The organism is Nocardia sp. CA-129566, assembly GCF_050956075.1.
GTDB lineage: Bacteria > Actinomycetota > Actinomycetes > Mycobacteriales > Mycobacteriaceae > Nocardia.
Genome location: NZ_CP192086.1, coordinates 25,607 through 52,394, shown reverse-complemented (window position 1 = coordinate 52,394; position 26,788 = coordinate 25,607). Strand labels below are relative to the sequence as shown.

34 protein-coding genes and 1 pseudogene are annotated in these 26,788 nt (G+C 64.9%); 10 read left to right on the top strand and 25 right to left on the bottom strand.

Features of this window, described 5'->3' with window-relative positions; translation table 11 throughout:
• Positions 1–4 precede the first annotated feature (4 nt).
• From ACQP0C_RS41735 to ACQP0C_RS41665, 15 genes are all read right to left on the bottom strand, one after another.
• Positions 5–733: a hypothetical protein gene (locus tag ACQP0C_RS41735; protein WP_433734899.1), complete on the bottom strand. Its 729-nt coding sequence runs from the start codon at positions 731–733 to the stop codon at positions 5–7.
• A gap of 22 nt (positions 734–755) precedes the next feature.
• Positions 756–1,496: a hypothetical protein gene (locus ACQP0C_RS41730; protein WP_433734900.1), complete on the bottom strand. Its 741-nt coding sequence runs from the start codon at positions 1,494–1,496 to the stop codon at positions 756–758.
• A gap of 21 nt (positions 1,497–1,517) precedes the next feature.
• The gene (locus ACQP0C_RS41725) at positions 1,518–2,360 is read right to left on the bottom strand and encodes a DUF6551 family protein (RefSeq protein WP_433734901.1); all 843 of its coding nucleotides are present in this window, start codon (positions 2,358–2,360) and stop codon (positions 1,518–1,520) included.
• A complete protein-coding gene (locus ACQP0C_RS41720; RefSeq protein ID WP_433734902.1) occupies positions 2,353–2,814 on the bottom strand; it encodes a hypothetical protein in 462 nt (153 codons plus the stop codon). Before ACQP0C_RS41720 ends, ACQP0C_RS41725 begins: the two co-directional genes overlap by 8 nt.
• Positions 2,811–3,032 carry a hypothetical protein gene (locus ACQP0C_RS41715; RefSeq protein WP_433734903.1) on the bottom strand — a complete coding sequence of 74 codons (222 nt, stop codon included), beginning with the start codon at positions 3,030–3,032 and terminating at the stop codon, positions 2,811–2,813. Before ACQP0C_RS41715 ends, ACQP0C_RS41720 begins: the two co-directional genes overlap by 4 nt.
• A gap of 49 nt (positions 3,033–3,081) precedes the next feature.
• Complete coding sequence (locus tag ACQP0C_RS41710; RefSeq protein WP_433734904.1) at positions 3,082–3,591, bottom strand: hypothetical protein; 510 nt, start codon at positions 3,589–3,591, stop codon at positions 3,082–3,084.
• Between the two features lie 166 nt (positions 3,592–3,757).
• A complete protein-coding gene (locus tag ACQP0C_RS41705) occupies positions 3,758–4,306 on the bottom strand; it encodes a hypothetical protein (protein ID WP_433734905.1) in 549 nt (182 codons plus the stop codon).
• Positions 4,303–4,536, bottom strand: coding sequence for a hypothetical protein (locus ACQP0C_RS41700; protein ID WP_433734906.1), 234 nt, complete (start codon positions 4,534–4,536; stop codon positions 4,303–4,305). The genes ACQP0C_RS41705 and ACQP0C_RS41700 overlap by 4 nt, the downstream gene beginning before the upstream one ends.
• Complete coding sequence (locus ACQP0C_RS41695; RefSeq protein WP_433734907.1) at positions 4,533–5,015, bottom strand: hypothetical protein; 483 nt, start codon at positions 5,013–5,015, stop codon at positions 4,533–4,535. The genes ACQP0C_RS41700 and ACQP0C_RS41695 overlap by 4 nt, the downstream gene beginning before the upstream one ends.
• A 3-nt stretch (positions 5,016–5,018) precedes the next feature.
• Entirely contained in the window at positions 5,019–5,324 is a 306-nt protein-coding gene (locus ACQP0C_RS41690) for a hypothetical protein (protein WP_433734908.1), read from the bottom strand.
• Positions 5,321–5,608, bottom strand: coding sequence for a hypothetical protein (locus ACQP0C_RS41685; protein ID WP_433734909.1), 288 nt, complete (start codon positions 5,606–5,608; stop codon positions 5,321–5,323). Before ACQP0C_RS41685 ends, ACQP0C_RS41690 begins: the two co-directional genes overlap by 4 nt.
• A 67-nt stretch (positions 5,609–5,675) precedes the next feature.
• Positions 5,676–6,065, bottom strand: coding sequence for a hypothetical protein (locus ACQP0C_RS41680; protein ID WP_433734910.1), 390 nt, complete (start codon positions 6,063–6,065; stop codon positions 5,676–5,678).
• A 5-nt stretch (positions 6,066–6,070) separates the two neighbouring features.
• A complete protein-coding gene (locus ACQP0C_RS41675; protein ID WP_433734911.1) occupies positions 6,071–6,487 on the bottom strand; it encodes a hypothetical protein in 417 nt (138 codons plus the stop codon).
• 73 nt (positions 6,488–6,560) lie between these two features.
• On the bottom strand, positions 6,561–8,261 hold the full coding sequence (locus tag ACQP0C_RS41670; protein WP_433734912.1) for an FtsK/SpoIIIE domain-containing protein: 1,701 nt from the start codon (positions 8,259–8,261) through the stop codon (positions 6,561–6,563).
• Entirely contained in the window at positions 8,258–8,752 is a 495-nt protein-coding gene (locus ACQP0C_RS41665; protein WP_433734913.1) for a hypothetical protein, read from the bottom strand. The genes ACQP0C_RS41670 and ACQP0C_RS41665 overlap by 4 nt, the downstream gene beginning before the upstream one ends.
• A 557-nt stretch (positions 8,753–9,309) precedes the next feature.
• On the opposite strand from ACQP0C_RS41665, the gene ACQP0C_RS41660 reads away from it, so the two are divergent.
• Both ACQP0C_RS41660 and ACQP0C_RS41655 read left to right on the top strand, forming a co-directional pair.
• The gene (locus ACQP0C_RS41660) at positions 9,310–10,410 is read left to right on the top strand and encodes a hypothetical protein (protein WP_433734914.1); all 1,101 of its coding nucleotides are present in this window, start codon (positions 9,310–9,312) and stop codon (positions 10,408–10,410) included.
• The gene (locus tag ACQP0C_RS41655; protein WP_433734915.1) at positions 10,407–11,573 is read left to right on the top strand and encodes a hypothetical protein; all 1,167 of its coding nucleotides are present in this window, start codon (positions 10,407–10,409) and stop codon (positions 11,571–11,573) included. The genes ACQP0C_RS41660 and ACQP0C_RS41655 overlap by 4 nt, the downstream gene beginning before the upstream one ends.
• Positions 11,574–11,627: 54 nt before the next feature.
• On the opposite strand, the gene ACQP0C_RS41650 is transcribed toward ACQP0C_RS41655, so the two are convergent.
• The 6 genes from ACQP0C_RS41650 to ACQP0C_RS41625 all read right to left on the bottom strand — a co-directional run bounded on the left by ACQP0C_RS41650 (position 11,628) and on the right by ACQP0C_RS41625 (position 13,898).
• On the bottom strand, positions 11,628–11,834 hold the full coding sequence (locus ACQP0C_RS41650) for a helix-turn-helix transcriptional regulator (RefSeq protein ID WP_433734916.1): 207 nt from the start codon (positions 11,832–11,834) through the stop codon (positions 11,628–11,630).
• A gap of 194 nt (positions 11,835–12,028) precedes the next feature.
• Entirely contained in the window at positions 12,029–12,400 is a 372-nt protein-coding gene (locus ACQP0C_RS41645; RefSeq protein WP_433734917.1) for a hypothetical protein, read from the bottom strand.
• Complete coding sequence (locus tag ACQP0C_RS41640) at positions 12,400–12,792, bottom strand: hypothetical protein (RefSeq protein ID WP_433734918.1); 393 nt, start codon at positions 12,790–12,792, stop codon at positions 12,400–12,402. The genes ACQP0C_RS41645 and ACQP0C_RS41640 overlap by 1 nt, the downstream gene beginning before the upstream one ends.
• Positions 12,792–12,998, bottom strand: coding sequence for a hypothetical protein (locus ACQP0C_RS41635; RefSeq protein ID WP_433734919.1), 207 nt, complete (start codon positions 12,996–12,998; stop codon positions 12,792–12,794). Before ACQP0C_RS41635 ends, ACQP0C_RS41640 begins: the two co-directional genes overlap by 1 nt.
• Positions 12,999–13,302: 304 nt before the next feature.
• A complete protein-coding gene (locus ACQP0C_RS41630; RefSeq protein WP_433734920.1) occupies positions 13,303–13,647 on the bottom strand; it encodes a type II toxin-antitoxin system PemK/MazF family toxin in 345 nt (114 codons plus the stop codon).
• A complete protein-coding gene (locus ACQP0C_RS41625) occupies positions 13,644–13,898 on the bottom strand; it encodes a hypothetical protein (protein WP_433734921.1) in 255 nt (84 codons plus the stop codon). Before ACQP0C_RS41625 ends, ACQP0C_RS41630 begins: the two co-directional genes overlap by 4 nt.
• Positions 13,899–14,029: 131 nt before the next feature.
• On the opposite strand from ACQP0C_RS41625, the gene ACQP0C_RS41620 reads away from it, so the two are divergent.
• The gene (locus ACQP0C_RS41620) at positions 14,030–15,004 is read left to right on the top strand and encodes a pentapeptide repeat-containing protein (RefSeq protein WP_433734922.1); all 975 of its coding nucleotides are present in this window, start codon (positions 14,030–14,032) and stop codon (positions 15,002–15,004) included.
• Between the two features lie 135 nt (positions 15,005–15,139).
• On the opposite strand, the gene ACQP0C_RS41615 is transcribed toward ACQP0C_RS41620, so the two are convergent.
• Together ACQP0C_RS41615 and ACQP0C_RS41610 are read right to left on the bottom strand one after the other, a co-directional pair.
• Positions 15,140–15,997, bottom strand: a complete 858-nt coding sequence (locus ACQP0C_RS41615) for a hypothetical protein (RefSeq protein WP_433734923.1) — start codon at positions 15,995–15,997, stop codon at positions 15,140–15,142.
• Positions 15,997–16,872, bottom strand: a complete 876-nt coding sequence (locus ACQP0C_RS41610; protein WP_433734924.1) for a ParA family protein — start codon at positions 16,870–16,872, stop codon at positions 15,997–15,999. Before ACQP0C_RS41610 ends, ACQP0C_RS41615 begins: the two co-directional genes overlap by 1 nt.
• 441 nt (positions 16,873–17,313) lie before the next feature.
• Between ACQP0C_RS41610 and ACQP0C_RS41605 the strand changes: the two genes are divergently transcribed.
• Positions 17,314–17,445, top strand: coding sequence for a hypothetical protein (locus ACQP0C_RS41605; RefSeq protein ID WP_433734925.1), 132 nt, complete (start codon positions 17,314–17,316; stop codon positions 17,443–17,445).
• 3 nt (positions 17,446–17,448) lie between these two features.
• Here the strand turns inward: ACQP0C_RS41605 and ACQP0C_RS41600 are convergent, their stop codons facing one another.
• Positions 17,449–18,576, bottom strand: a complete 1,128-nt coding sequence (locus ACQP0C_RS41600) for a hypothetical protein (RefSeq protein ID WP_433734926.1) — start codon at positions 18,574–18,576, stop codon at positions 17,449–17,451.
• 816 nt (positions 18,577–19,392) lie between these two features.
• Here ACQP0C_RS41600 and ACQP0C_RS41595 point away from each other — a divergent pair.
• From ACQP0C_RS41595 to ACQP0C_RS41580, 4 genes are all read left to right on the top strand, one after another.
• Complete coding sequence (locus ACQP0C_RS41595; protein ID WP_433734927.1) at positions 19,393–21,135, top strand: hypothetical protein; 1,743 nt, start codon at positions 19,393–19,395, stop codon at positions 21,133–21,135.
• A 39-nt stretch (positions 21,136–21,174) separates the two neighbouring features.
• Entirely contained in the window at positions 21,175–21,558 is a 384-nt protein-coding gene (locus tag ACQP0C_RS41590; protein WP_433734928.1) for a hypothetical protein, read from the top strand.
• A 12-nt stretch (positions 21,559–21,570) separates the two neighbouring features.
• Complete coding sequence (locus ACQP0C_RS41585; protein WP_433734929.1) at positions 21,571–22,020, top strand: hypothetical protein; 450 nt, start codon at positions 21,571–21,573, stop codon at positions 22,018–22,020.
• 864 nt (positions 22,021–22,884) lie between these two features.
• Positions 22,885–24,645 carry a hypothetical protein gene (locus ACQP0C_RS41580; RefSeq protein WP_433734930.1) on the top strand — a complete coding sequence of 587 codons (1,761 nt, stop codon included), beginning with the start codon at positions 22,885–22,887 and terminating at the stop codon, positions 24,643–24,645.
• Here the strand turns inward: ACQP0C_RS41580 and ACQP0C_RS41575 are convergent.
• A complete protein-coding gene (locus tag ACQP0C_RS41575; RefSeq protein WP_433734931.1) occupies positions 24,609–25,601 on the bottom strand; it encodes a DnaB-like helicase C-terminal domain-containing protein in 993 nt (330 codons plus the stop codon). The two genes, ACQP0C_RS41580 and ACQP0C_RS41575, sit on opposite strands and share 37 nt — an antisense overlap.
• Before the next feature lie 65 nt (positions 25,602–25,666).
• On the opposite strand from ACQP0C_RS41575, the pseudogene ACQP0C_RS41570 reads away from it, so the two are divergent.
• Positions 25,667–25,852: pseudogene (locus ACQP0C_RS41570) on the top strand (DciA family protein); the annotation flags it as partial.
• A 12-nt stretch (positions 25,853–25,864) separates the two neighbouring features.
• Positions 25,865–26,764 (top strand): DnaB-like helicase C-terminal domain-containing protein, encoded by a 900-nt coding sequence (locus ACQP0C_RS41565; protein ID WP_433734936.1) that lies wholly within the window; start codon positions 25,865–25,867, stop codon positions 26,762–26,764.
• Positions 26,765–26,788 lie beyond the last annotated feature (24 nt).

The window sequence follows — 26,788 nt, the reverse complement described above, 5'->3', positions numbered from 1 at the left end:
GAGTTCAGGAGATGGGGGTGGGCAGGTCGGGGAATCCGTGCAAGGTCAGCGGGATCTGGTCGGCGAGTTCCTGGCGCCACTGGTAGGTCCATTCGCCCAAGGCGTCACCGGCGTCGAGAGCGCAGGCCAGTTCTTTGGCTGCCTGGTCGGCGGCCGCGGGGTCGACGCGGTGCAGGACCGCCAGCAGCCACACCGCGCTGTAGTTGGTGGTGTGGATCCCGGCGAGCATCCAGCGCAGCTGATTGCCCAGCTCGGTGCCGAATTCGGAGTCGAGTTCGGTGGCGCGGCTGGTGAGCTTGTCCACCAACTCGTCGCGGCGCGCGTCCTGGGCGCCGTCATCGAGCAGGGTGCCCAGCAGCGACAGCGCCGGTGAGGACTCGTCACCGGCCCATTCTGGCCACGGCCATGCGGGGGCCTGCTCGCTCGACACGCGCTGATGTGCGTCTTTGATCGCTTGGGCCTGCTCGGCTGTGAGCTGGGCGAAGTTGGCCCAGTCGATGGGCAGTGCCTCCAGTTCGGTCGCGAACCGGATGTAGTCGACGAACACCGAGTGGGTGACCACGCGCCCGGTTGGGATGTGGTTGAGGACGCGCCCGTGGTCGGCGAAACCGACCGTCGCGTCGTCCTCGATCCTCAGCGCCGGTGCGACGGCGAAATGCTCGGTCAACCGCTGGCCGGTGACGCTTGCGTGCCCGCCGTTGCGCAGGGGAATGGTGAGCTGGATAAGGGTCACGTTTTTTCCTTTTTTCCGGGGATCAGACGGTGACGGTGGCGGCGGTGGGCAGGTCCGGGAACCCGGGCAGCTGCATCGGCACCTGGTCGGCGATTTGCTGACGCCACTGGTAGATGCACTCGCTGGCGTCGTCGCCGTGCTCCCATGCCTCGGTGACGTGGCGGGCGGCGCGGTCGGCGGCGGCGGGATCGGTGCGCATGAACGCTGCGAGCAGGTAGACCAGCGCGTAGGCGGACACCGTTTCGATCGAGCTGGACGCGAGCAGATGGCCGGTGACGGTGTGTCCGAGTTCGGGATCGTAGGCGGCGATCTGCTGTTCGAGGGCGCGCCGCAACTCGCGTCGGTGCTCGGTGTTGTCGAGCTGGTCGTCGAGTTGGTGCACGATCAGTGACAGCGCCGGGGTCGACTCGTCACCGGCCCATGCCGGCCACGGCAAGCGTTTCTCTGGGTCGTTCCACACCTGCAGGTAGGTCTCGTGGACCAGGGCAGTCTGTCCGCGGGTGGGCTCGGTGAGGTTGGCCCAGTCGATCGGCAGTTCCTCCAGCGCGAGGGCCAGGCGGCGCGGGTCGACGAAGGTGTCGAAGGTGACTGCGCGGCCGGTCGGGATGTGGGTGAGCCCGTATCCGTGGCTGGCGAACCCGAGGGTTCCGTCCTCGCGGAGGGTTGTCGCGGGTACGAGCGCGAAATGCGTGCTGACCTGCTCACCGGTGAGGGTGACCTGGTTGTGGTCGCGCAGCGGGATGGTGACCGGGATGAGGGTCATCAGGATCTCCTTTCGGGTTGGTCAGCTGAGTTGGCCGCGGTCGAGCTTGCGGCTGAAGCCGTTGTTGTAGGTGGTGACCATGTATTTGGCGGCGAGCTTGCCGATCTGACCGGTTTCGACTTCCCGCAGCGCTTGGGCGCGGGCTTTGATCTGGCGGGGCACCATCTCGATCAGCACCTCACCGAGGCGGCGGTGATCGAGGGTGTCGGTGTAGGTGTGCAGGATCAGCGCCAGACCCATCACGATCGGGGCGTCCACCGAGTCCAGGCGGCGGCCCCACACGTTGACGATGGTCTGCAGGGTGTTGCCGAGCAGTCGGGTACCGCCCATGCGGTGGATCCGCTCCAAGGTTGCGATGCACCGGATGTGGCCGTCCTTGGGAGCCATGTCGATCGAGAGACCAGCCGCAGCGACGGTGTCCTCGATGTCGAGCACGGCCGGATCCATGGCGGCGCGGCGGGAGCGCCATTTGTCCCAGGTGCTCAGATTCTTTGTCTTGGAGTCGATTTCATGGAAGAGCGTGGCTTCCTGGGTGACCGAGAGACCGGTGTGGACGTTGGCGACCAGCACGGTGTTCGGGTCGCGCAGGCCTGCGGCGGCCCACCGGTGCTGGCCGTTGATCAGCGCGTAGCGGCCTTGGGGGCAGCGGGGCCCGCGGTCGGACACCTCGACGACACCGACCAGGCGTGGATCCCATTCTCGAGCGATCTTCTTTGCCCGGGCTCGATCGAGCTCACGCTGATAGGCCGCATCAGAGAACATCTCGATGATCGGGATGGCCGCGATATAGACATTGGGCGCGTCGACGGCGGTGGGCTCAAGAGTGGTCGGGCGATCGAGTACGGCGGTGTTGGTATCAGGCATGGGTGTATCCCTTGGCTCGAGCTGCTCGGTTGGCGCGCGTCTGCGCAGCGGATCGGGCGGCAATGAGGTTGTTGCGGTTGTGGATTCGCTGAATTTGAGCGTCGACGCGGGCGCCGAGCAGCAGCTCGGATGCCTCGTCGATCAGCGCGGCGGGCCGGTCGATGTGCCCGCAGGGGTTGGTCCAGGTCTGCACGCGGCCGCGCCATTGCGGGAGTCCGCGGGGTTGGCCGCAGCGCGGGCAGTGCGTGCCGATGTCGACGGAGACGATCGGTCCAAACAGGCCCAATGCCCACCATGGGCCGCCGATGTGGTCACGCAGGGTGACCGTCTGCAGCGATCCGGGCTCGACTTCTTCGGTCTGAGCGTGGCGGGCCATGGTGTCGGGTTCGGTACGCGCGATATCGGCCTCGCGCCGGATCCAGCGCCGTTTGCGGTAGGTGGTCAGCAAGTTCATCCGGCCTGACCTCCGTTTTTGGCGTGCAGTTGGTCGACGGAGACCTGCGCCAGCTCGACGTGCAGCTGGTGGGCTTGGCGGACGGCGTCGTCCTCCCACGGCGGTGTCGGAGTCATCTGCTGGCACGAGCACGATCCGACCCACAACTCGCGGCCGGCCGATGCGGGCACCGACTCCATGCGCAGCTGGTGCGCTGCGTGAGTGTTGTTGCTGGTCATCGGGTTTTCCTCCCTCTCGCGGCGATCGAATACGGTTCCGGTCAGGCGGCTAGCCATCGAAGAGTTCCGAATCGGTGTCGGCGTCCCACGGCTCGTAGTGGCCGCATTCGCGGCAGTGGGCCAAGTGCTCGATGCCGATCGCGATGTCGACGTCACGGCCGGGGATCTTCGCCAGCGGCGCACCGCAGCAGAAGCCGGGCGGGTCGGTGGGAGCGGCGGGGGCGCGCCGAAGCGCGGACACCAGCGGTTTCGGCGGATGCGATATCCGGGCGGCGGCCATCTGCCGGTAGACGTCGCGGGCCCGCTCCAGCTCGTCGGCCTCGGCGAGGACCGCGATCGGGTCGTCGCGGTGCCCGCACGGGTTGACCCATCCCCGCAGCCGTGGCATGGCGCGCGAATGGCCTGCGGGAAGGCAGCGTGGGCAGTTCGCGGCGATGACAACCGTGCGCGGCCGCGGCAGCAGCCAGCCGAGCACACCGGTGCGGGTCGCCACCGTCGCGCTCAGCAGCCATGGATCATCGACATTGATCCTGTTGCTGCGCTTGAACTTTCGTTTCACATCTCCTCCTCGGTTGGGCCGGTGTCGGCTCGGTTGATGTCGATCTGTGGGACGCACATCAGTCCGCCGCACGGCTTCTCGGTCGCTGCCGGAAGCGGATGCACCGTGGGTCTGGCGAATCCCGGTCGGCGCGGCTCCCGCGCTCGGCGGCCAGGCGGCCGACGTGTCACCGGAGGCCTCCGGCGGTGTTGAGGTCGGTCGCGGTGGTGACGGCCACGCGGGCGGCGGCCAGGGCGCCGCTGATTCGCGCGGCACGTTGCGGGTCGTTGTGGGTGCGGTAGTGGATCCCGGCGACGGACTCGGCCAGGCCCAGCAGATCCGCCACCGAGGTGAAGGCGTCAGCGAGCCAGCGCGGTCCGAGTTCGATGTCCTCGGCCTCGATATCCAGGTGCGGGCGCAGTCCGGGCGGCAACTGCTCCCGGGCCTGCATCAGGAACCGGCGCAGGCCTTCGCCGTCGTCGTCGACCGCTTGGTCCTCCATGCCTTCCAGCGACAGGATCAATTGTTGGAGAACGGTTTTCGCGTGCTCGGCCGCCTCGAGGGCGTGGCCGAAGTGACTGACGCGCCCAAGCATCGCGAGCGCCGCGAAACCCAGCTGCCCCAGATCGGCGGCCGCGATATCCGGCAACTCGCGAGCGGTCTGCTCGGCATCGATGCCCCGCAGCCGTGTGCCAGCGTCGGCAGGTTCGTCGGATTCGAAGATGGCGATGTTCATCGGGCACCGCCACCGGATTCGAGGCGTGCCCACATGCGCCGCGCCGCCACCGAGGGCGCGTGTTCCCATTCGGCGCGGATGACATCCATGCGGTCCTGCGCGGCGTGCAGCTGCTCGATGGTCAGATCGCCGGTGGCGGCGGCCGCGGTGAACTGAGCCGCGAACGCCTGGATCCGGGCGAGGTCCGCGCGCAGACGTTCCTGCCACTCGGGAATGGCGGTGGTGGTCATCGGATACCTCCAGAAGTGGTGATGGTCGGATCGAGCATCGTGAGGGCCTGGCGCAGCACGCTGCCCGCGAACTGCAGGTGGGAGTCGACGGCGCGCGCGGTCGGGTCGTGTTCGGCGCCGGCGATGGTGACGGTGATGGCGTGCGAGGCCTCCGCGCGGGCGATCAGCTCGACCGCGGCCGCGATCAGGTCGGTCAGGCGCGGGAACCCGGCGTCGGGTGCGCCGAGCAGCGGTCGCAGCAGGACCGGCAGCGCAGCGTGTAGACGGTTCAGGTCGATCGAGCCGCCGAGGTCGGCGAGCTCGGTCAGCGAGCTGTAGAGGCGGTCGCCAGTGTCGGAGCTGCACACCAGATTCGCGGTGGCCGGTGTGCTGCCGACCTGGGCGAGGACTTCGGTGAGGTGGTTGGCCCAGGTGCCCAGGTCGGTGGCGGCCGCGTCGGCGAGGGTGGCGCGGTCCGCGCAGGTGTATGCGGTGGTCATCGGCTATCCCTCCGCCTTTGCTCCGGAGCGGGCGCGTGGGCTGATCCCGCACAGCGGGCACCGCCGTGCCGCGCCGCCGGCGCTCTTGAGCTGGCGTTCGCGGCGGCGGGTGCCGTCCCAGGTGCGGGCCAGTGTCCACTCGATGCCGGCTTGGCCGATCACTGCGAGCAGGCGCGCACCGCGACCGGCGCGGTGCTCGGCGAGGCGGGCGTCGAGATCGGTTGTCCAGCCGGTGTAGTGGCGGGCGTGACGGTACGGCCGCTTGAAATGCAGCAGATAGACCGTGCCTTCGACGTCTTTGGGGCTCACAGGTCATCACCCCAGTCCCGGTGGATCGGGGCTCCGAGCAGGTGGTGCAGGTTTTCTGGGGTCTGCTCCCGCACGCTGTTGACCAGGGCGGCGGCGTTGAGCGGGTGCTCGCCGGAGTCGAGCAGCGCCGTCCCGAGGCGGTCGGCGTGGTCGGCCAGGTCGATGACGAGCTGGTAGAGCGATTCGGGGTCTTCCAGGCCGGTGAGCATGTCCGCGGCGCGTCGGGCCACCGCCGCGATTTCAGTGCCGAGTGCGGCTTCGGTGTGGGTGGTGGTGTTTGGCATCGGATTCCTTCCGTAATCTGAGGTGGAAGGGACCAGCCCGGTATCAGCGGGCTGGTCCCTTCGCCATTCACGGGACGCGGCAGCCGTCTGGGGTGCGGATGCCAGCGGCGGCCAGCACCGTCAGCGCGGTGTGTTTGATGCGGCAGAGCGCCCGATCGGGCACGCAGTCGATGTGCTCTTCGAGGACTTCACGGGCTTCGTCGACAGTGAGGGGTCCGGGATCGGTGCAGGACCAGCGCGAATCCACTCCCTCCGGGCCCTGGATCAGACCGGTGGCGGGCCCCGCATCGGGCGGTGTGTCCGCGACCAGCACCGCGCCGAGGGCGTCGATCATGTCGTCGACCAGGGCGAGCATGTCCTGGCGGGTGCGGGCACGGCGGGCACGGCGGCGGATCTGGGTACGCAGCTCAGCCATCTCGTCGTCGGCGGTGCCTCGAAATGGGTGCAGCAGCGTCATCGTGATCACCGGACCGCAGTGGTGTCGGCGAGCACGTCGGCCGGGCGCCACGGGCTTGTGGTGGTGGCGCCGGTGTCGCTGATGCGCACGTTGCGCACCATCAGCCGTAGCCGGTAGTCGCGGCGACGGACCCCGAACACACCGCGGGCCATGGCGGACACGTCGAACATCTCGTTCTCCGCGCTCTGACGGTCACGGAAGATGCTGGGGCCGCGGCCTTCCGGCTCGGCCAGGCGGAGCGAGAGCTTGCGCCACCACCTGCCACGGGGCAACAAAATCGCGAACTCCTCGCGCAGCTGCGGAGCGAGTACGTCGGCATTTGGGGAGGCGTCCAAGGATGCCTCCAGCGCGTCGATCGCGGATCCGATTTCGTCGATCAGCACGGTGAACGGCATCTCGGCGGGGCTGAGGGTGGTGGTCATCAGGGTGATTCCTTTCGATGAAACGGAACTAACAGAATTCTAGACTGTTAGCAGTCTTGCAGTCTAGAAGTGTTTAGGCGCTGTCTTCGTCGTCCGCAGAAGCGGCATCGAGCTCGTTGCCGATCGCGTCGGACAGCGCGTCGGCCTCAGCGAAGGCCTTGGCGATGGCGTCGTCCTCGCTCATGCCGTCCTCGGCCGCCTCAGCGCTCTCGTCGTCGGTGCTCTTGTCATCGGCGGGACCGTGGAAGGCGAGGATCGAGGCGGGAAGATCACCGTCGGGGAGGGCTGGGGAGGTGCGCTTGCGGGTGGTCATCGGCAGCACATCGGCCGCGCGGCCACTGCCGATGCCGTCCTCTTCGGTGGCGTGGCCGCTGGTGTAGTTCTCCACCTGCTCGGCGATCTGGTGGTCGAACGGGGGGTACATGCGTGCGAACCGTTCGAGATCCGCGGGGGTGACGTAGTAGGCGCGGACTCGCACGATCTGGCTGCTGCCGTCATCGACGACGTAGGCCATGCCCTGGGTGTCGCGGTCGGGGATGGAGGTGTTCGCGGCGCCGCGCTCGATGGCGTGATGGTCGCCGTAGGTCATGACCACCTGCTCAGGCGATGCCATGCGCATGCCGACGCGGATCTGGAACAGATCGCGCAGCATGCCGAGGATCGCCTTGTTGCCCAGCTGGGTGTAAGCCGATACCGAGACGCCGATCGCGCGGCCGAGCCGCATGATCGAGATCAGCAGCCGCAGAAACTCTTTGCGGGTCTCGGGGTTGTCGAGCAGCTCGGCCAGCTCGTCGACGATCAAGTGATACATCGGCGCGTCCGGGGTGGGAGTGTGCTTGTCGACGCCGCGGCGTTCCATGTCGCGGCCGCGCTTTTCCACCACCTCGTAGCGCAGCCACCGCAGCACTTTCGCGCCAGCCTTCTCGCTGGTCGCGGCGTAGTGCAGCAAGCCCTTCGCCTTGGCTGCCTCGATGCCGAACTTGAAGTCCAACATGATGTTGACCACCAGGCCGTCGCGGGCGGCAGGGGCGGTCGCGACCAGCGCGCTGTGAACGAACCCGGACTTTCCGGCACCCGGGACGCCGACGCCGAGCCAGTTGCGCTCCAGCAGCGGCACCAGCCAGAAATCGCCGTCATCACGCAGCCCTGGATTCAGCTTGGTCAGGTCGACCGGCTCCACCGGGACCGGCACCGCGATCGCGTTCTCGAGGGGGTCGCGGGTGCGTACGTCCAGGCAGATCAACTGCCCCTTGTGTTCCACGACGCGCACCGCGTCCACATCCAGCGCGACGGTCAGCTCCTCGAGCTTCGCCGCGTAGTGCTTGGGGGCGTGGCCGGGCAGCATCCGCAACCGGACACGGGCGCCGACCGGCACCGGCCAGATGCCCTCATCCGGTGGGTAGGACCCGTACGACGGCTCCAGCACCGGCCAGGATCCGGGCTCTCCACGCGTCGGGTTGGGCTCGGTACCCATCCCGATCGCCGACCACAATGTGACCGCCGACCACGGATCGGTCAGCCTGCGCACCACATGCCGCACCGAGTGCGGGAAGCTATCGAGCCAGTTGTCCCATGCGGCTTGGTTGGCGGCCGCGGCCCGCGCGATCTGGGTGCGCTTGGACACCCTGGCCGCCACAACCAGCACGATGACCGATCCGACAGCGGCCATCACCGCAACGACTCCGGCCGGGCCGAACGCGAACGCGGCCGTGGCGATGACCAGGAAACCGAGAGCGAAGATCACGGCAAAAGCGACGAATCCGAGCTCGATCACGCCGCACCTCCAAACAATGGCTTGACCGTGGCCATGCTGGCTGCGGTGCGGGTGAATACCAGTTCGATCAAGGCGGGTCGGTGTTCGACCAGCCGCAAATTGCATGTGGCCGCGCCGAACGCCACCGCCAAACCACGCAACTGCCCGGCGAAGTCGGCGGGGGCCTGGCCGGGCAGCATCCGGACTCGCACCACATCGGCGGCGCGACGCAAGGTCACCGACGCCAGCTGCGGCACCAGCACCTGATGGTTCTTCTCCACGGTCAGCCCGGCGTCGTCGAGGGCGCGTGCCCACCGCAGCCGATACCGCAGCCACCGCGCCCCACGCCCGAAAGCGAAGGCGATGGTCCCTGCAACCAGCAGCAACGCGGCCGCGATGAATGCGAGCCCCACCAGCACCGGGACCACCACAGCCCCGGCCCGGGACGCCAGATCTGCCGGCCACAACGGGTGGGTCAGATACCCCAATCCCACCGGGGTGCCGAGCAGCATGAACGCGTTGACAAACGGGGTCGGCTTCCGCTCTGAACCCTGTTGAAGACGTGGACTAGCCTGAGACCTGCCCATTTGCAGTCTCTCCTTTGAAAAGAAGGTTCAGGGACTGCCCTTACGGCAGGCCCTCAATCTGGAGGCGGCGGGCGCTGTTGGAGAGGTGCGAACTCTCTGGCGAAGTGAAATCCCTTTGTGGTGAAGGGATTTCACGTACGCGCTCGACCGCCGGGGATGGAGTTTTATGTGCCGAAACACCGTTTGGGAACGATCAGCTCAGTTCCCTGCTTCTCGACCCCGTAGGAGTAGTGCTCCTACGTACATGTGTCGAGTGTAGGAGCATGCCTCCTACAAAGTCCAGGGTGGGTTTCAGCAGGCCAGCTGTTGTTATAGAAGGGTGGTTTGAAACCATGCATCAACGTTCCACCAGGTCAGAGTCGCTTTTCATCGTCCCGATGTCGTGTTTTAGGCTCTTTGAGTCTCTTTTTGTCGCCTTTCGCGCGTAAGATCCTCTGCGGGAACGGACTTCACCCCTCCATCGGCGCTAGAAGGCGAATGTCATGGCAACCATCGCTCTCAAGGCCCTTCTGCAAGACCAGCATCTGCATGAGCACTCCGCTTTCTCGGAGGAGTACAAAAAGCACGCCCGGGCCTTGAACCTCAGCGATGGGCGAGCCGCTCCACCCACCCGGGCGCAGTACTACAAGTGGCTCGCCGGAAACCTGAATGGCGTTCCGCGGGGCCATCATTGCCGCATTCTTGAGAGCATGTTCCCTGGATGGACTGCCGAAGAGCTGTTCGCCCCAGTCGATCTCGTAGCGGACCGCCTGAAGCGCCGCGCGCGCAACGAGTTTGGCCGCGGTCAACTCGTTGAGGCAGTCGCAACGGCGCTTGGAACACGCGATACGAGCGTGACCGGATGGGGGCCTGTCCGCCTGCCGATGACGGCCGTCTCAGCACCAAAGCTGCCGGATGCAGTGAGCGACTTTGATGACGCAGATCTCCCGGAGGACGCTCGGCGGATCGGCAAGAAGCTTGCCGCCCTGTCCAAGGTGCTTCGCCTCAACCACACGGAAACTGTGCAGCTGGCCAGCCTGGTCGGAAATGTCGTTGAGCTGGACTTGCGGATCGACCTCGACATCGATGAGGACGGCCAAGCCCGGATCGTTTACACCCACGATGTTTTCAACATGTCGGAGGTGCCGCTGACACGCGTCGCGCGGGAGCTTTGGTTTGAGTATGCCGACGATGGCGGACTGTCCATCGATCCACTTCGTCGAGACCACCGTCAGATCTCGATTGAGCGCACCCATAATGCTCCAACGATGGCCAAATTCTCCTGCCAGGTCTCACCAGCGATCTTGCCTGGCGAGACCGGCATGATCAGCTACGCCTGCACTGGTGGCCGATTCGTTGATCACTTCTACTGGCGACAGGAGATGGTGCGGTACACGCGCCGATTCACGATCAATCTGCGGCAGAAGGGAATTCACAAGCTGCTCACCTGTTCTGGTGAGGAAGTCCAGCCTGGGGGTGCGATCAACAGCGCTTCAGAGGACCTACTGTGGGACTACGACGGCGACGACATCGTGGTCACGCTTACCAGGGATTATCTGCAGCCGAATCAGTCGGTGACATTACGTTGGGAGTTTGACCGGTGAACAGGGAGTTGCGTGACACCACCGAGCGTGTTTTGCGTGCATGGAACCGCTACGAGGTCGATCGTGGCGCACACCCTGTAATCGACTACGACTGCTACCCAACAGACGCCGAGATCCCCGCCGTCGAGAACCGTCTCGATGCGCTTCACCAGCTGTCCCGCCTGAAGGATGCGGCAACCGCAGCAGGAGAGACCGCGCTCGCAACCCGAATCGATGCCGACATCGCCTATTGCAGCGCGCTGCTTGGTCAACGAGAGCCGCTGGAACAGTACGTTCTACGGACCCAGGGCTGTGAACCCCGTGGCTGGTCGGAGGACTATCTGCACCTGCACCGCGAGCACGCGCAACACCATCTGAATTCGATCGGCATCGACTGGGGACCAAAGTTGACCAGCGATCTCATGACCGTCGAAGGGATCCTCGACGCCTCGGACATCGAAGGAGCCATTCGAGATTCCGCGGCGGGCCTTGAGCCATCGGTCCGGAACATGACCGGGTCGACAGCAGACTACGAACTCAGCATCGAATCCACCGACCTCGACGTCTATTGGAGCTATTGGCTCGACGGCGCCGGCCAGAAGACTCGGTTGCGGATCAATCGTAGAAATGCCCGCTTCACCAAGGTCTTGGCCCGCCAGTTCGCCCTCCATGAGGTATTGGGCCACGCGCTGCAATTCGCCAGCATCTCAGCACACTGCGCTAAGGAAGACGTACCTTGGATCCGACTGCAGGCCGTGCACGCGCCGAGTCAGATCCTCTTCGAGGGATTGGCCCAGGCCATGCCGCTCTTCGTAGCGGCGGATGACAAGCAACTCGTTGCTCGGGTACGTCTCGATCATTATCTGCAACTGGTCCGAGGGCAGCTGCACATCGCTCTTGCCCACGGGGAGTCTCTTTCCGAGCTCGCGGACCGAGCTCGGCGTTACGTCCCCTTCTGGACCGACACACAGATTGCAGACCTGCTGACCGACCGCGGCGCCAATGTCCTTCTTCGCTCCTACCTCTGGTCGTACTCCGCCGGCACCGACTGGTTCGTGCGGCTTGCCGAGTCAGCGCCTGGTGATACGGCACGAGAGGTTCTTCATGCCGTTTACCGCGCCCCTCACACCCCCGCACAGCTCATGGAACTCTGGCCGGATGGGCCAACTATCGGGGGCGAATAGTTCTGGGCGTCTGGACGACATCTCGCCAACCCAAGCGCCTCAAGTCAAAGCGGATCAGTCGACCTGCCGTTTTGGCCGCCCCCCTTCATTCCAGGCGATGATCGTCTGCGGCTCCCAGATCGGCGAGCCCGCGACACGATCAAATGGCTCCGGCAGGCGACCTGCCGATAGGTACGAACTCACTGTCTGCGGTGACCAGCCCAGATAAAGGGCAACGTCTCGCCGGGTCCAGTACGGCGCTTTCGGATCCGGTGTACTCATAGCTTCCGATCGTAGGAGCAAGCCTCCGATTTCCTGTAGCGCGACGGCGGCTTCCCTTGTCCTCATGTGGGGGCAATGGCACGTCGCACTGCTCGCCTGGGCGAAGGTCCACGTAATCCAGGGGCAAAGCGCAGATCCATGCCATGCTCGCGCTGGTCGACAGCATGGTCGCGCACGTCTAACAGGCTCCCGTCTCAGTCGCCTTCTCCGTGTTCACGAAGTCGGCGGTCGGCGCGCTCGAAGAGCGCGCGCACTCGTTGCTCGGCCTCGGCGATTTCCTCGGCGGTCGGCTCGGTCTGGTCGCCGCCGCGGCGGCGGGCCGCTTCCTCGGCCTGGTACTGGATCTCGTGTTCGGCTTCGGATTCCAGGGATCGGGCGGATTCTTCGGCGCGCTCCTGGGCGGCCTCGGCGGGGTGTGTGTGCTCCCAGACGGCCGCGTCCCGGGCTGCGTCGGCCAGTAGCCGAGACCGGCACGCCTTGGAGACCCATTCTGAGAAGTTCTCTCCGGCTGCCTGCTGTATCCGCGTGAACAAGACGTCGTCCATCTCGATGATTGCGGTTGCCATCAGCCCACAGTAGAAGCATTCTCGCGGCGGGACGCAGGTATGAAGACCACGGCGAGGACGACCAAACCTGCGCCAGCTGCAAGTCCCCGCGCGAACGCCGCCGGGTAGAGGCCGGGAAAACGTTCGATCGACGTGCAGAACGCCACAACGGCCAGGCAAGCGCCCATGCCGAAAAGCCCTTGGCGGGTAGCGCGATACAGCCGTGGTTGCGCCCGACGTTCCCATACGACGCCCATCCCGGCGAGATACACCATCGGCGGGATCAACCAGGTCAACCACGACATGAATGCGGACAGATGCATCACTGCAGTTCCCGCCGGCCCGATGGCGAGGGTGGCTTCTACGCCGCAGGCGATGATCATTGCGGCGGCCGCGGCGTTGCGGATGGCCATCATTCGTTGTTGCCCAGCTTGTCGTCCAGAACGATCGGAGGGATGGGCTGGCCAGGATTGGCATCGGGGTCGACCGCGTCGATCACCTTCGCGACCTGCTCGTATACCCGCCTGGTGAGAGCCCGTGTTTCCGGGGCCAAGCGCTGGCGGTGGGTGAGCTTGAGCAGCATCACCAGATTCGGACCCGAGAGAACGACTTCGACCATGTCGCCTCCACGGGCCGTGACCCGGTCTGTCGGCACTCTCGATGCCTCGGCGAAGAATAAGCCGACCCATAGCCGATCCAGCGCACGCCAGGTGTCTGTATGGCAGATCAGTTTGAGGCTGCTGACTCCGACCGCTCGATGCATCCGTTGTTCGTGGCTCGGCGCTGACGAGTCGTGAATCCCTGAGCCCCATCCCATTCTGTGATCTTGCCTGAAACTACCGGCAGCTTGCGTACGAAATCACTCCCACCGCAACGGATTCGAGACTTGAGGTCCCTACGCCCGACTCAATGCGACCCGCTTTTCAGTCGGTGATCAGCTTGACCAGGGTGCCGACGACTTGGCGCATGGTCGCCTCGGTCACGACGCCGATGCGTTCGGTGAGCCAGGCCGTGTACAGCGGGTGGATGCGGTAGACGACGGCGGACAGGCCTGGCAGCGGGTCGTCGTCGGACAGCTCGACGGCGAGGCCGGGCATGCGTGGCGCGTGCTCGATCGGGATCGCCAGCACGGTCGGCAGGATCGAGTTGATGCTGGTCCGCTGGACTATGAGCACGCGGTCCCCGCTCAGGGATGAGGGTTTCTCGCGGCCGGCGATGGTCGGCAGGTAGCGCCACAGTTCGCCGTGGGCGGGAGGGGCTGCGGTCACCAGGCGGCGCCACTGGCGCGGATGACCTCGGCCATCGCGGCGCGTTCGGCCTCGACCTGGGCGAAGTAGTCAGCGGTGTCACGGCCCTGGCTGTACTCGTAGCTGGCGGCGATGCGGGCCGAGTTGCGCATCACCTTGTCCAGCAGTGCGCTCTCGGCGAACGCAGACAAGGTGACCCCGTCAGCGTCGGCTGCCAGTTTGGCCTGCTCCAGCACAGCAGAGTCCACGCTCAGGGACGTATTACGCTTCATATTAGGAATCGTAACAAGATCGTGGCGTGCCCGACCTCGTTAATCCGAATCGTCAATAGTCCCGAGTGCTGCTTGAGCGCACCGGTGTTTCCCTGCGGTGAGAGAGTCGTATCGGTGACAGGATCGGCGGAATGAGGAGGACTTTCGGGGGGCTGGCCACCGTGTTCGTGGTCTCGGCGGCTGGGGCCGGTACCGCCGCCGCACAACCCGGTGCTACGACGACGCTGGTGCCGGAACCGACCACACTTGCGGTGCAAGCCATTGCAGCAGGCGGGTTGACCCAGCCGTACGCGACCGTCATCACCGGTGCGCTGGCGGTGGTGGTCGCGCTGATTGCACTGACCGGTGTGCTACTGACCCGCAGCCAGGCCGAACGACATTTCTCGCGGACGCACGCGCTGGAACAGACCAAGGGCCTACGGGAGCGCTACACCACCTGCGCCGAGCAACTCGCCCACACTTCTCCTGCGGTCCGCCAAGCTGGGGTCTACGGCTTGGCGGCATTGGCCGACGACTGGAACAACAGAACGCTGCATGAGGAGGCGCGGGTCTGCCTCGACTTGCTGTGCGCTTACCTACGCGCCTCCACAGGACCTGAAGACCAGGAAGTACGTCATTCGATCGCCGCGGTGATCCGCCGCCACGCAGATCAATGGTCGAGGTACCGCTATGACCTACACGGAGCGGACCTGACCAGCGCGGACTTGACCGGCGCGAAGCTGATCGGCGCGAACCTGACCGACGCGAAGCTGAGACATACGAACTTGCACGAAGCGAAGCTGCCCAGCGCGGACCTAACCAGAGCGGACCTGACCGACGCGGACCTGACCAGCGCACACCTGTTCGGCACGGACTTGACCGGTGCGAACCTGACCGCCGCGTATGTAGCCAGCGCGGACCTGACCCACGCGGACTTGACCGGTGCAGACCTCACCAGCGCAAACTTGGCCAGCGCGGACCTGGCCAGCGCAGACCTCACCGGCGCGAACTTGGCCAGCGCGCACCTGTTCAGCGCGAACCTCACCGACGCGGACCTGACCGACGTGGCGTACGACGAGTCCACAAGGTGGCCGGACGGCTTCGCGGCGCCTGCTGCCCGTGTATGACCCCTGTTGACGCTGTCCAGGGGTAGCGGGGATGCCAGTAGAACTCGCCGATTTCGGCAGAGTCCTGTCTCCGACGACGGGGCCAGAGTCACCGAACGGCATCGGGGAGAACTCGGGAACCGTTAAGCGGGCAGGTCACGCCTCTTTTGGCTTGTTGAGTGCCTTCTCGATCCGGCGGGCATGCTCGATGAGCGCGGCCGCGAAGGCGCGGGCCTCGTCGGGGTGCTTCTGGGCGCGCTTGGCCACCTTGTCGGCAAGCGTTGCTACCCGGGATCCCTCCGTCTCGAACCACGCAGACGGGGCCTCATCGGCGGCTTGGTCGTCGTCGACCTGTTCGCCGGTTAATCCGAGGACGCTGCGCACAATCTGGGTGATCGTGTCGCGGTCCCATACAACGCCGGGCGGTAGTGCGGCGACGGCGGCGGCGACGGTCTTCTGCACGAGGTTCGCAGTGACCTTGGGGCCGCTTCCGTTGGCGTTGGCGGCTTCCTGGACAAGGGCCAGATACAGATCGACGGCTGCCTGATTGCCGTGCTTATCGGCCACGGGCAACAGCTCACGCACCTGGCGCTCGTTGATTTTGTCCCCCATGGGGGACAAAGCGATGGGCTCCGCGACTGCGGCGGCGCTGATGAGCCGATAGGCCTGGGATGTCTGCATCTGCCACCGATCCACCACGTACGCCTCGAAGGTGTCGTGAGACTCCCGGTACAGGCGAGCATCGGAGATCACCTTGAGAGCCTTGCCCGCACGCCAGAACGCGATCCGCAGTACGTCCAGTGCGGCCTCGCACGCCGCGAGGTGGTTGCGTTCCTTCGCGGTGAGCGCCCCGGTGGCGTCGGGCTGGTCGTATGGCTCGGGGATCTCCGCGACGGTCACAGCGGCAGGAGCGCTGGTTAGTGGCACCTGCGTGGGTGCACCGGATCCCCCGGCGACTCCGCGCTCAAGAACAACAGCCGTGCCTTCAACCTTCGGGATTTCGCGGCGGCTCATCAGCTCGTCACCTTCTGCAATTCCGGTTCGCCGAGCGCGGCGAGGTACCTGTCCACGTAGGACTCTGCGGCGATTTTCATGGCGATGCGGGTTTTGGCGTCGTCGGCGGACTGGGGTGGCTCGCTGAATTCGACGGCTCGCTCGGCGCCGGCGCTCAGGTGCAGCGACGGCGACCAGACGGTATTCCCCCACGTCTCGATCGCTTCTTCCGTGCGTGTCTTGTGGGTTGAAACGCCGGTGCGGACCTTGTTGATGACGACGCCGATCAGGCGGGCGCGCATGTTCAGCGACAACTCGTAGTGCGGGTCGCTCATCATGGCGGCCAAGCGCCGCGCGCCACGGAGCCCGTCGTAGTCGGGCGTCATGACCGCGACCACGTTGACGCCGACACCGTCATGGTCGGGCGCGCGGGACGCGAGCGCGAGATGCAGCAGATGCCCGAGCGTTGGCGCGACATCAATGAGGACATCGTCGTAGTCATTCAGCAGAGGAGCGAGAGCTTGACGCAGCCGCAGGTGTGAGCCCGGAACCCCCGCTTCCGGGACACGGTTTTCGAGCTCGATGCGTGAGGGGGCCAAGGTGATGTTGTCGGCCCAGTCGCCCTCCCATTGGCATGGGAGCAGGCTGGCTTGCAGCACTTCTGGTGATGCCGAGTGGATTACCTCGGCCATGCTGGGCCGTTGCTCGATCTGCTCCTCGAGGTAGCCCATGCGGCGGGTGAGGTTGCCTTGCGGATCAAGGTCGATGCAGAGAATTCTCCGGGGCTTCCCGTCTTGGCGCTGGCGTTGAGCGAGTTCAGCGGCGAGCAGTGTGAGCTCCTGCGTTTTGCCGACGCCGCCCTTGTGATTGCCGAAAACAGTGGGTTGCGCCGCCATGATGCACAGTCCTTTCGAGATACCTTGCCGTGGCGATTCTGCCCCGAGGCATGCCGTTCTTGCCGCAGGACAGGCGGGTACGCGGATGTGTTTTATCCCCCATGGGGGGACAAACGGGATGTCCGGCTTGAGTTCGTCGCCTCCGAAAACTTGGTGGCGACACGGAAACCATAAGACCACACGAGGATCCGACCGGGGACTCCCGCGAATATGTTTGCTGTCCGCGAAACGACGCGCCGCGAGCCGCTGATCAAGCGATGGCCTCGATAGGGCGACCAGTCATGCCTGCTTAACACACCAACACCGTCAGAGAGCACCTTGTTCGTGTCATCGAATACGATGACCGGCCCGCTGCCCGTCGGCGCTCGGATCGCAAGAAGCAGCAGGGCATCAACTGGGATACCGCGCTGCTCGAATACGCGCGTGAGGTCGTGATGCGGGTTGAGCCTGGCATATCCGAACGAACCGGGCACAGCGAGTTTGGCCGCGCTCGTCGATGCCAGTGTGCGGGAAAAGATCACCGACTTCGAGCAGAAGTACAACCGCGGCCGCGCCTTCCTTCCGGTGGCGTAGCCCTCAGTCATTGATTCCGTAGAGGCGTTCTGCCTCGCGGGCGGGGTCGAAGTCTGGCCCGAGGTCGTCGGTAGAGATGGAGGTTGCATAGGCGGGTAGCCCGCCTGCCAGAAGTTCATCTGCGCCGGCCAGCGTGAGGCGGCAGACGTTGCAGCTGAAGCTGGTCGGGGAAATCGTGACTTCCCAGTCGCCGGTATGCGGGTCGTCCGGCCCATCAGGGTCGCAGTCGTAATTGATGGCTTGGCTCAAGTCGATCGGACCTGTTATCCGTCCGTGGCTTCCACATTCCGGACAGGCCCAGTCGACAGCCCATCCCCCATCATCGAGGTCGTAGGCGGCGTCATCCTGGAGCCGTTCGGTCGTTTCTTGGAACAGGGTCTCGCCGAGCCGTTCTTCCAGCAGGGTGAGGTGTCTGCGCGCGCGGGCGAGTTTCTGCGCGACGCGGTGTTGGACGTCGGAACGGCCCTGTGCGACTAGATCTTTGACGTTCCACCTGTGGTCGCCGTAGAACAGCTCGGGCGCGGATTCCAGCTGTTCGAGGAAGAGGTTGCACAGGGTCAGGGAGTCGGTGAGTATGTGGCGGGATGTCTCTGACGAGGCGATATGCATTGCCCCATTTCGTACTTCAACCATGCGATTGCGGCGGCTGTTGTTGAGTGGCAGCGCCCCTGTCACTGCCTCGATCCTGTTCAAGAGCAGTTTGAGGCCAACAGTTCTGAGCTTGGGGTCGGTGAGGCTAGGTGTGGTCGCCAGCTTTACCAGGCTCGCTTCGGCTTCCTGTGACAGCGGTACGACCAGCACGGGGTTCGTTTTCCACAGCACAGCCTTGCCAAGGTGCTCGACGGCCAATGGAGCCAGTAGGGCGACTTTTCCGTAGTCGTCGTCGCTCCACGCGTTCATGGCTTCGCCCATCCAGCCAGATGCCGACTTGATCAGGTGCTGGACGTCGCGATGTCGTTGCATCTCCTCGACTTGGCGCATTTTCTCGAGGGCGTCGGCGGTGTGCGTGGACTTCGGCTTCTCGGGCATGCAGGCCATGGTTTCACTGAGATCGGACAGGAAGTGCTCGATGTCGGTGCCCCGGTATACGATTCGGGCAACTGCGAAGGTCGCGGGTTCGAGTCCCGTCACCTCCACTCATGGGGGTGTAGCTCAGTTGGTAGAGCGTCGCTGTGACCATAGGGCACCCGTTGCCCAGGTAGAAAGGCCCCGCCTAATCAGCGGGGCCTTTCGCGTTGATCGGCTCTGGGTCATCTCCCCTCTCCCCTTTGCACTTCGCCTAGGGTGCTGCTGAATTGGCAGCGGTCTTGGCAGCATCGCAACTCTATGACTGACGAACGATTCCCGGGCATGCTCGGCGCCATGATTGCACTTCGCCACACCTCACAGCAGCGACGTTCGTTCGGACTGAGTCCAGAACTCCCGGAAAGAGACAAAAAGAGACTCGGCAACACTGAAACGCGACAGAAAGACGGCGAAAAGCGACTCGGGGTCGCGAAAAACTGGTGACATGAACGCATTTCGCGGCCCGCGCACTGCCAGAGAAGCTCAAGATCGACAGAGGTCGGCACCGGCCGTTGCTGCGACGGACAGGCTGGCGGCGAGGATGACCAAAGGGCGTAGCTCGCAGACGCTGATATCAACGAGCGTTCGGGCCATAGATGCTGTGAGGCAGCGCGATCAGCGCGGACGCATCCGGGATGGTGCCCGCCGCGGTCGGCCTCACGCAGCGCCGTTGGCGCGCATGCCGGCATCGGCGCGGCTGGTCGACGGGAAATCCAAGCCAAGCACCTGGGCAGGCTTGCGAATCAGCGCTCGACACACACTCTCGGTGTTCGATCCGAGTCAGCTGTCGATCGGAACTGCTAAGCTGTCAACATGGCACACTGCTAACAGTCCAACAGTCTGCCAGTCTTATGCTACTCGCCGCTTGTAGAGGACAGCCCGATGATGAACCTCCGGCTCAAGCCCAAATCCCCGCCGATCGCCGATAAGGATCTGACTTCCGGCGAACTGTCCGAACGCGTGCAGACCGCCCGCGGCCGGTTGGCCTTCCAACACGATCCCGCGCTGCTTGACGCGCTGTCGGAGCGGGAGCTGGCCGCGAATCGCGAGCTGGCCGAACGCATTCGCGACTACGGGCGCCGCGAAGACCTCGCGCGCGTCGAAACGGCGGCCACGGCTGCCGAACGGATGCGGCGCACTGCCGACCGCCTCGCCGACCAAGAGGCCGACGACCTGGTGACCGCACGCCAGGCCATCGTCGAGCAGCGTCGCCAGCACAGCCCACACGCCCGCCTGGCCTGGTTGCATCGGCGCCGCGGCAAGGTGCTGCGCGGGCTGACGCTGCTGATGGCGTTCGCCATGATCTTTTCCGCGGTCACGGTGCAGCAGAACATCGCCCCGACCGGTGGAGTCGGCAACCCCATGTGGTGGCTGTCCTACGGTCTTGAGGGACTCATCAGCGGAATGCTGATCGCAATCGCGATCAGCGCAAGCGACACCGCCGAGTGGGTCATCGACGAGGACGAATGGAAAGTTCGCACCGCCGAGGTCGCGCTGCTGCTCGTGACAATCGGTCTCAACACCTACCCCTACATCGGCGACGGCAACGTCTATGGCATCGCTGTGCACATGATCGCGCCGGTGATGATCGGCTTCGCACTCGTCATCCACGACGCCGCGTCCAAGCGCTACAGCCGCGCGATCGAGGCCGTGACGAACTCGATCACCGAAGCCGAATCCGACATCACCGCGCGCCTGGCCGAGCTCGCTCGACTGACAGACGTACCGACCACCGCAACGCGCATCGAGTCGGAGCGCATCGATGCCACCACGCCCGCACTCGAGCAGGCCCCCGCAGTGGTGCGGGACAGTGGTGCGGGCGTGGAGAACCAACCCAGACCTGAGCCCGCAGTGCGGACCACCCCGCACCCACACTCGCACTCGGCGACCCGCACCACTGCGGGCACTGCGGGACCCGCACCCGTAGCGGAACCCGCAGTGCGGGATGACGCCCGCACTGCTGCGGGTTCCGACCCCGCACCCGCACACGCAGTGCGGGATGACACTGGTGCCGAGCCCGCACCTGGTGCGGGCGAGCTGGAGGACGCCATCGTCCACACCCACGCGGATGAGGTCGCTGACCTGCTGTTGGTGCGGACCCGCACCGAAAACCCGCACCAGTCCACCGGTAGTGATGCACCGGCTGCGGCGGCCCGCACCGCTGTGAACTCGAGCGTCGAGCCGATCGAGACAGACGTCGAACACGATCCGGTCGAGTCCGGAGCTGTGGCCGCAGTGCGACCCCGCACCACCCCGCACCAGTCGACTCCGTCCCGCGTCGAGGCCTCGCCCGCACCGATGCGCGCCCAGGCCCGCACCACCACGATGGCGGTCGGAGCAGGCACCGCGACAGCGGCGGCCCTGCAGCCACAGTGGATGTCACCGGTGTTCGAACTTGCCGCGGAGGTGAAGGCTCGCGGAATCGCGAAGACCAAGCCCGTGGAAACGGTTGCTGCGGTCATCACCGCGATCGACGCCAACGAGAAGAACAACGCCATCGCGAATGCGCCAGAGACGAAGATGTCGCACAGCACCGTGGAGAGCATCCGTAGGACCGTCGCCGAGATCCGTCACGAGCACCGCGGTGGTGGCCGCGTCATCGAGCTGAGGAAGCAGGGGAACTGATCAGTGACAACGAAACCGACGCCGCAGCAGTTTGATTCAGTGCAACATCTGTGCGCCGCACAAACCATCCTGGATCGCGCCCAGTCGACCATGGGTGAGGTCATGGAGACCATGGCTCGCCTTTCCCGCGACATCCATGACGCCGAAACCCGGATCCGGCTGGCGCTCGCCCTGCACAAGGAGCAATCCGGCGAGATCGAGGCGGCGGTACCCACAGAGGCAATGGTGCTCGCGCAGAAGGTCAGCGAGCGTGGTCTGTCGAAGCAGTCGGTCGAGATCCTCACCCAGATCTATGAGGCTGCCTCACAGCCACACATGACAGCGAACGGCATCGCCACCGCGATGGGGTTGGCGCACTCGACAGTCGACAGGGCGATCAAAGCCGCGGCCTTGGTCACCGGACCGCACCCGGTGACCAAGTAGGAGGTAAAGCAGATGACCACCGACGACCATTTGACGAATGCCCGGATTGCCATTCTCCGGAAGTTGGACGCCGAGCGAACCGACCACGACATACGAACCTGGACAACCCACTACGAGCAGCTGGACGAAACGCTCAGCATGCTGCAGACCCTGGAGACGACGGTCGACGGGCTCGACAACACCAATGAATGGCCGACACTCGATCACAGCGCTCTGATCGCGCTGCTGCAGAAGGTGGCCGTACTACGCGAGCGTCTCGATCTCATCGAAATCACCGCCCTGGAAGCCGCGCAGCACGCCGGGGTCCCCTGGGAGAGGGTCGATTCCGTTTACGCGCCGGTGTCCGCGTCAGCGGCGAAGCAGCGCTACCTGGATCTGACGGTGCGCCACAACGGCATCAGCCTGTTCGGCTTCAGCCCAGACGATCTCCCTGATGACGACGATGCCGCCGCTGGCGTCTGAAAACCGGCCTGATGCAACACATCTCGAGACAACCGATGGCTGAAAATTTGCTGATCAGGATGTCACACACTTTGTGTGGGTACGCGTGTCGTAGGCACCCTCAGGCCCCAGAATGTGGTGGGGTAAGGAGTTGGCAGGGTCTACTCCCCCGCCAAACCCGAAGCGTGACAAAAAAAGAACCCATCCTCCCACTCGCCGCGAAACGAAAGAGGACGGGTTCCGGAACCCAAGTCGGGTGCGCTCACACAAATTGTGTGGGTCGCGCGTATGACGATACAGCCACACACCGACATGTGTGGATTGGACCCGCCATACGACCGCGTGTCGCACCTGGCTCTGACTCCCAGGAAGGGACAGAGTGCTCGACGCGATGACGATGCTGGCGCAGCGATTCACGCGCGCCCAATCACCACCGCCGCGGTTGCTAACCCTTGCTATCTCCCGACACGCCGACTGGCTGGGCAAGGGTGAAGTCATGACCGCCGAGGATCAAAGGGCCCAGAATGGGTTCTCGCGCTGTCGATTAGAGACTCCGGCGTGCGGGACGGTCGATCCGTGATGATCGACGTCCCGCAACCGCCGCATGGCTCCGGCGCGCCGAAACCGCAACCGGAAGCCCGAAGGAGGTGGACCACCTAGGTGTCCAACACCTAACTAACTGAACAACCACACATCAGCAGGCTGAGCCCTTCGCGGCCAAACGATCGCTCACCTGCTGCTTTCCAAAGAAACCGCTCCGAGAAGCGGCGCCTTTGTCGTGTCCCTGAAAGGAACCCGTTGGATAACCGGTCCCATGTTAAAGCACGCTCTTGCACAACGTGTGCTAGCCAGATAGATAACCTGGTCACAACTTCATCTAAATCGGTGCCACCCCAGGTCAATCGGCCGTATAAGGCTGGTAATTCCGACGCGGTCGCCGAGAGGATCGCCGAGCTCAACCGCGACCAGTTCGGCATGTCGTGGTCGCTGCCGCTCGAGGACGGCGCCTCCGCATTGGTGCCGGTGGTCAGCGTGCGGGACTGGCTGCCACGCGTAGCCCTGGCCCTCGACAGCGAGGCCGGCCGCGCAGCAGTCGCCAAGCACTGCACCAGCGTCACAGCAGTGCTGGATTGCGCGCCGGTCGTGGGCTCATTCGCCAACCTGCACACCGGCCGCGGCATCACCGCCGCGCAAGCGACCATAGCGGAACAGACCAGCTACTCGGACAAGACCATCCGCAAGGTGCTCTACGTGCTGCGTGATCTCGGGCTCGCCAAGGACATGAAGACCGGCCGTCGGCTGTCCACGATCGAGATCGCGGCCGCACACGCCCACCACGGCGGCCGCCAGCTCAACGCGGCCAGCGTGTGGCATCTGACCGTCCCCCGCCCGTCAGCGGCCACCGAGGCCCCACTGACGCCGCGCCGGAAGTCGGCGAGCCTGGGCCGGATGAACCGCGCCGCGCACATCGCCGCGGCCGCCGAAATAAAGCCGGAAACAATGTCGTCCCCGACCAGCAGCGATGTGGTCAGCGGGCACCTATCTTCACGTACTGAAGTACGTGAAGATCCTTACGCTGGTACTGATGATTTTCTTCTCAATGAATCTTACGTTGGGAAAAAATCACCAACGCGCGCGCAAAGCGCGCACGCGGGCAAAAATTCTCGCAAAAAAGCCAAAAACGCCAGGACGGGCAGGGATCCGCGACCGCTGCACCTGCAGCTGGCGGCCGCCGGACTCGCGGCCCGCATCGTCGTCCGGGGGTCGATCACGCTCGACCAGTGGCTGTCTGACCACGGAATCCACATCGGCGCCTTCGCCGACGTCCTGACCAGGGTTGGGATCGACACCGCCCGCTGGAGCGGTGTGGGCATCAAAACCCATCTCGACGTCACGAGCTGCGCAAAAGGCCTGGACTGGCCCGATCGGATCAACAACCCCCTGGCCTTCCTGCAGATCCGGCTCGCAGGCCTGGACTGGTCCGGGCCCGCTCCCGGCGAATTCACGGACCGCAAACACCGTGCAGGCACCTCAACCGCCCCTCGCCCGAATTGTGAGCTCTGCGGCGGCGGCGGATGGGTTCTCGGTCTCGATGGGGAGGCTGTCGAGCCCGTGATCTGGTGCAAGTGCCCGACCGATCTCACAGCCAAGCAGGCAGTGGTCGAGTCGCTGGCGGCCGCGGCCGGCACCGGCACCGCGGGGTCCGCCGCTGGCGGCCAGGGCGTGGCTATCCCGGCATGGCGCAAGGCACGTGCGGCCCTGGATCTGCGCAACCCCCGCCTCAGGAAGCAGTCACCGGTCTCCAGGCCCACCTTCCGGCGATCCCGGACTTCGACCCCTATGCACCCCACCAACTTCGCCGACCCGATCCCTCGTCTTGCGGCAGATAACGCGCCAGCAGGCCACACAGACCCCATTTCGAGCGTTAACAGGACGAGCACGGACCCGCGTGAGACAGAGCCGGCGGCCGGAGACCAGTGCATGCTATGCCAGAAAGCCCCAGGCACAGTGCGCACGTCGATGCCGTCGCAGCCGCTGGTGTGTGATCCGTGCTGGGACAGCGCTGGATTCGCCGGTGTCCCAGCACCTGCCGGTACGGCCGCGGTCGGTTATCCCCGAGCCATGTCGGCGAATCGGCTCAGGTGAAGCTGATGGGCAACGGTGAATATCGCGGTCGGCCCATGTCGGTTCTTGGCCAGATGCAGGTCGGCTTCACCACCACGCGGATGGTCCCGCTCCCACGCGTCAGGACGATCAAGAAGGATCACGTAGTCCGCAATATGGGCGATGGTGCCCGAATCACGCAGATCCGCCAGGCTCATCGCCACCGGAAACGGTTGCCGCGGGCCAGGATTGGTGGACAACTGGGCGGTGGTGACGACCACGGTGTTGGTGTCGAGCGCGAAGGCCTTCAGCCGCCGAGTGATCTCACCGACCTCACGTTCACGGTTCTCATACGACATGTCCTGGCGGGCGGTCAGCAGATGCAGCGAGTCGATCACGATCAGTCGCATGCCGTACATCTCGGTGAGCTTGCCGAGGAAGCTGGTCACCGAGGCGATATCGCGGTCCTTGGGGCGGGTGATCGCGAGCGGCGCCTCGCTGACCTGGGTCATGCGTCTGGCCAGCTTCGTCCAGTCGTCGTCGGTCATGCGCCCGGTCTGCAAATCGTAGTGCTTGATCTTCGCCTCAGCGCTGATCACCCGCTGGGTCACCGCCACTGGTGTGTTGTCCAAAACCACATAGGCAGCGGGAATTCCGTGCTTGATCGCGGCGTGCCGCGCGAAGTCCAGTGCCAGCGTGCTGGACCCCACGCCCGGATGGCCAGCAACCACCGTGAGCGATCCCGGTCCGAGACCGTTGGTGATTTCATCGAGCATGGCGAACCCTGTCGGAACACCGATCGATTTCCCGCTGGCGACGGCGTCGACGTTGTCCATCATCGGCTGGAACAACTCCTCGATGAACGACCCATCAGCCTCTTCGAAACCGGCCGCCACGCCGACGTTTTCGTCATCATCGACTGGCGCCTGGTCCTCGTTTTCGCTGAAGTCATCCCCGATCTGGCTTCCCGCCGCGGGGGTCTCAGTGGAGTCTGGCACCCGCTCGTTATACCCCAGCCACCTGACTCCACTGTCCCGGATCCGACAGAAAGTGAAGTACCACAGTGCATCTCAAAAACTGGAAGGACATCGTCGGTGAGGAGATCGCGGCCCACTGCACTCCTGTAGCGCTTCGGGACAACGTTCTGATCATCCATGTCACCGGCGGATCTGCGTGGGCCGTGCAGCTGCGGATGCTGCAAGGACTGCTGCTGAAACGGATCGCCGAAATCGGAGGGGAACAGATCACAGCGCTGCGGATCGTGGATCCCGCCGCCGAATTCGCCGAACAGTTCGACCTGGTCGGGGACCTTCTTGTGCCGATGATGGACGAGATCGACACCGCTGTCAGCGCCGGCGTCCCTGGGCGGATCTCGTCCGGCTTCGCCCGGTTCGACGAGATCACCGCAGGAGGGTTTCAGGGCGGAACGTTGACCGTCCTTGCTGGTTCTCCTGGCGCGGGATCCACTGCGCTCGCGCTCGGGTTTGTCCGTACCGCCGCGATCCGGCACCGGATCGGCGCGGCCTACTTGCCTCTGGGTACTTCCCCATGGTCGATCACTCAACGGCTGCTCTCCGCTGAGGCCGGAATCGAAACGGAACGCTTGAAAACAGGACGGCTATCCCAGCTCGACCGCAGGACGGTGGCGCGCTGCCGATCTGAGATCGACAAAGCACCACTGGTGATCAAACGCCCCGATAGCCGCGATATCACGGTGCTCACCCAACAGATCACGGAGCTGGCCGCCGACGGCGCGCGCCTGAGCGTCGTCGACCCGCTGCACAAGATCAACATAGGCGACCTCCCCTTCGAGAACCGGCAACGGGAAGTCTCCGAAGTCACCCGCCAATTGAAAGTTCTCGCTCTCGACACCAACACAGCGATCATCACCACCGCACACCTGTCCTCACCACGCCAACGGATCGACTACCGCCAGCACCTGTCAGACCTGCGCGAATCAGGCTCCATAGCCCATATCGCGGACCTCGTAGTCCTGATCAATCGACCCAGCCTCTGGACCGATGACACACCCCGCATCGACGAGGTCGACCTGGATATCGCCAAGCACCGCCACGGCCCTGCCGACGTAGAACTCACCGTTGAGCACCAACTCCATCTGTCGCGACTGATCGGCCCGGGCCAGGTGCGTCGGCAGTGGTAAGCCTGATCGGCGGTGAGACGACGC